The sequence below is a fragment of the Campylobacter taeniopygiae genome (assembly GCF_005406225.1).
Taxonomy (GTDB): Bacteria; Campylobacterota; Campylobacteria; order Campylobacterales; family Campylobacteraceae; genus Campylobacter_D; species Campylobacter_D taeniopygiae.
The window spans coordinates 1-4468 of the sequence record NZ_NXLY01000031.1; the positions used below are offsets into that span (position 1 = coordinate 1).

1 protein-coding gene and 1 pseudogene are annotated in these 4468 nt (G+C 27.2%); both read right to left on the minus strand.

Annotation, left to right across the window (positions count from 1 at the left end; translation table 11 throughout):
- Positions 1 to 98 precede the first annotated feature (98 nt).
- Positions 99 to 3812 (minus strand): hypothetical protein, encoded by a 3714-nt coding sequence (locus CQA75_RS08680; RefSeq protein WP_137624571.1) that lies wholly within the window; start codon positions 3810 to 3812, stop codon positions 99 to 101.
- Between the two features lie 4 nt (positions 3813 to 3816).
- A pseudogene (locus tag CQA75_RS09250) lies at positions 3817 to 4468 on the minus strand (hypothetical protein); the annotation flags it as partial.

The window sequence follows — 4468 nt, forward strand, 5'->3', positions numbered from 1 at the left end:
AGGTGCATAAACCATTTTAATATCTTTATCGTTCATATCCTCTCCTTTGCAAGCACTTAAACTAAAAATAAGTAAGGTAGTTAAAAATATTTTTTTCATCAATAAGGCCTTTCTACTATGATAGTGGTGGCTAATCTGCCTAAAAAAGGTGGGCGTTTTTCAGAAGTTTCCTCCTTTGTCTTTTTTGAATTAGCATTGCTCCGATTGGATTTAAAAAATTTATTTTCCTGTTTTTTCTCATCATTGATTCCAACATATAAAGCTTTGATATTATTTTTACCTATGATTTTAAGACTAGAAAGTATCGCTTTACCTTTGCCATTTAAATTTCCATCTATAACTTCAGAAAGAATTTTAATGAGTTCATTGTAAGCCTTTAAAGCAGTATCTTTATCCCGCCCTTGAAATTTTTTAATCAAAGCTAATTTTATTTCTCTTTGAGGAGGGTTTAAATTTGTATTGATAAAATTTTTATCTAAATAATATTGGTTCATAATATCTTCTTTAGTGATGTGTCTTTGTAAGATTCCTCGCATAAATTCTTTATCTTCTTGTCCTCCTCTTAATTCATCAGGCACTATGTAAGAAAGAAGTTTTTTAACTACCATTTCTCTTATAGTATAAACTGCTGAAGTGGTAGCGTCTTCCTGCCTTACTTTTTTTTGAGTTGAGGAATAGAGCATGATATTTGGAAAAACCTCCAAAGAAAGTGCTTCAAGTCTTGAACCAAATAAGGCTGTGGAAAAATTGTAAGAGGCAAAATTCGAATGTATAGCCAAAGGATAGCTTAAAAATTCATCTCTTATTGTAGCATAAGGGCGGTGATGTCTTTCTAGATTGAGAAAAAACATAGTGTCATATTCTTCAAGTAAAACTTCTGTGTGAGTTCTATATTTATCGTTAATCATATATTTAGCTATATTACTAATCACACTTATGCCAACACCTATACCCAATTGTTTTAACGAACCTACAGTCTCAAAAAAACGCATTCGATGATAAAAGCCCAAATGCTTCTTTATCCCTTTTCTTTTAGTGTATGCACTCGCTTTTATTGCATCTTTATCACCTTCTAATTCTACATAAGTAAAAAGATGTCCTTTTATATTAAATCTTTTTTTTGAATTAAATGGCAAATTATCAACCGTATCTTTGATAACATATTTATCGATTCCAAAATGCGAAAGTTTTTTTATAAATTCTTTATTATTTTTTAAAATTTTATAATCTTCTTTTATAGCCAACAAAACAGCCAAGCTCGGATGAAAATTTTTGATATTTTCTTTACCTAGTGTTTTTAAGTATTTTTTAAATGATTTAAAATTACTAAATTTTTTAAAATTTTTAACTATAGTAACAATACCAGTAAGTGCAAATATAAGTCCTAATTTTGCAAGAGCCTCTCCAAAACCATCAGCAAAAGGGACAATAGAAGCAATAAAATCTTCAAAACTTTTTTTTAAAATTTTAAGGCGTAAGTTTTTAAAATTAACTTCATCGTAGGCAGAATCCCATTCTTCTTTTGGAATAATCTTTTTTAAAATAAAATCATCTATGCTTTTATAATCTTCACTAAGATCTATTTCTATATCACCTATTTGAAGTTTATTTTTATGTTTTTCTAAAAAAGTTTTATCTATGGCTATTTTATAAAAAAGTTCGCTAAGTTCTTCTAGGTCGATATTGTAATTATTGGGATAGTTTAGAGATATAATTCGAATAGGCATGTCCTCCAAATAAATTAAATACGCAGCACCTGGTGTTCCACTGGTGGCCATCGCATATGAACTTATACTAGTATATATCTCTATAGAGATATTTTGCATTTTTGCACTAGCTATAATGAGTCCAACTTGTAAAATTTGCCCTATAGGTAAAAACTTTAATTGGCTACCAGAATGTTTTTTATTAAAAGATTTAAGGGTTGAATTATTCAAAAGTGTTTCATAAAGATTTTTTTGATTTTCTTTAATTTTCTTTTCAGTATTTTCAATATTTTTTTTGTATTCTGTACTTAAGAAATGATTAGCTATTTCTTCTAATTTTACATTATTATTTCTATCATCAATATTTTTCTTAAACCAATTTTCAAGAGCTCTAGCTTCAGTAGCACCTTCTTTTACAAAAGGAGAAAGTTGTAAAACAAATTCTTTGGAATTTTTATCTTGCTCAAGATCATATTTACTATAATCTATTTGAGTTTGATCTTTGGGAGCTTCAGGTCTTATGATATTTGTCTTAAAGATCTCTTCGGTAATACTTTGACTTAAATTTGCCATAGTATTGTGTGGTGCTTGCGAGATTAAAAGGTAGTTTTTATTTTGTTTAGAGCTTTTATTATTCTTTGAGATATCATTTTTAATCAGTTTTGCTAAACCTCTTGATAAGAATTGAGGCTGTTCTATAAATACAAAATTTTTAAAATCTTTATCCTGTTCTTCATAAAGATCTAAAGCACATTGATAATTTTTTGAAAAATCATTAATGTTGGGATTAAAAGTATAAAGAGCGCTAATATTTCCTAACTTATCTTGTTTTTTTTCATCTTTTTTTGTTTGTACTAGTTTGTCTGTAGCAATACCAAAATTTTGAAGAATACAGTATTTTAAATCTTGGTCACATTCTCCTTCTATAATATAGGTGTTTTGATTAACTGTATCTTTACTTTTTTTAAAAAAACATGAAAGATTAATTGCACTTAAATCTAAAAATTTATTATCATAAAAAATCATACAAGAGTAAAGTTGCGTTGAACAAAGAGCGCTAATATAAGAAATATCCTCAAACAAAATTTTCATCAGAGGTACAGCAAAAGGAAGATAAAATTTGCTTGCTTTCATTTTTTCTCTCTCTTCTTCATAGTCTGCAATTTCATCAAAATCCATCCCAATATCAAAAGCTGATGCCCCTAAGGTCGCTGCTATAGCCAAAGTACTCGTTCCAAGAGTAGCAATGCTTATTGCAATACCTACAATAATTGCTGTTATAGTTATACCTATTAGCCAAAGAGTTCTTGTTTGGTCTTTATCTCCATCTTCTAAAACTTTGATTAAATTCTTTTTAATTTCATCAAAAGTATCATCAAGAATTTTTTCAAATTTTTGTTCATCTTCTTTGGCAAAAATATTTCTTTGACTAAGCAAAGCAAGATCATTTTTGATATCATCGCAAAGTTTATTAAGATAGATAAAAGCTTGATTTTTTTCTGCTTCTTCTTTGCTAATATTTTCTTTACCCCACAAATTGCTTCGTTTTAATAATAGCGTAAAACAAAGTTGAAAAGTAGGATGTTCGTATTGTTTTAATTTTGTCCATATGTCTTCATTAGGACAAAATAATTGTTGTGCGTTTAGATAGTAACTTGCTGTTGGATAATTCTTTATAAAATCTACTTCTTTTTTAATTTCCAGCATTTCATTATTGATTATTTTTCTAGCACTTGGATCATTTATCACTGCATTATAAAATTTCACCAAAGGATTTGAATAAGCTTTATTTTTAAGGTATTGAATCGGTATAGTGATTTTAAAATCATTCCTCTTTATTTGTGTTTTACCTTTTAAATCCATTTCAATTTTTTCATCAAAAAGAGTATTAAAATCGATATTTTCCCAAGTATAAAATTTAATTTTTTCTTTTTTACCCTCATCGTATTTAAGTAAATTAGAAATGCGTTGTGCTATAAATGCATTAGGAGCTATAACAGTAACATTTTTTAGTTGATCGCATTCTGCAATCTTTTGAATTTTTTGTTTTATTTCACTAAAATCAAGATTATGAACAATGGAGTGAATATTTATAGCATTTTTCATTGTTTTACCTTATATAAAAAACCGAAGTTTGTGTTGATTTGTCGTATAAATTCTCATTAAAAATAATTTTTATACGCTTAGCTTCATGAGGTGCTAAATAAATTTCAATACTTTTACTTGTTTTATCATCATAGATATTAATTTTATCTAAAATTTTAAATTTTCCCACCCCATAAGCTTTATTTTTTTGATAATTTTCATTATTTTTATAATATTTTTTAAATATTTTTGGAGTATTTTTAGGAATGATAAAAATATAAAATTTTGTATGATTTTGCAGTGTAATATCCATAAATTTATAAAGATTTTCTTTAGTGGTGTAATCTTGTAATAGATTTTTAATAAGCTCTTGAGATTTTAAAAAATCATCAAGTTCTTTAGCTTTACTAATTTCGAGTTCATATTCTTTTATGCCATCATCGTTTGAATTTAATTCCTCATCTAAAATTTTCATAGAATGAATAGGTATAAAGTCTTTTTGCTCATAGTCAATTTTATAATCAATATAAAAAATAGGTTTTTCATATTCTAAATCATATTCCTTACTCTCACTTCCTAACCCTTCCTTAGGATCAAAACTATGATCGTATTTAAACTTAGTAGGGGTAAAGCTTACTTTTAAAGGAAAGTTTTTATCTGTAGTGCAAGCTGAGATT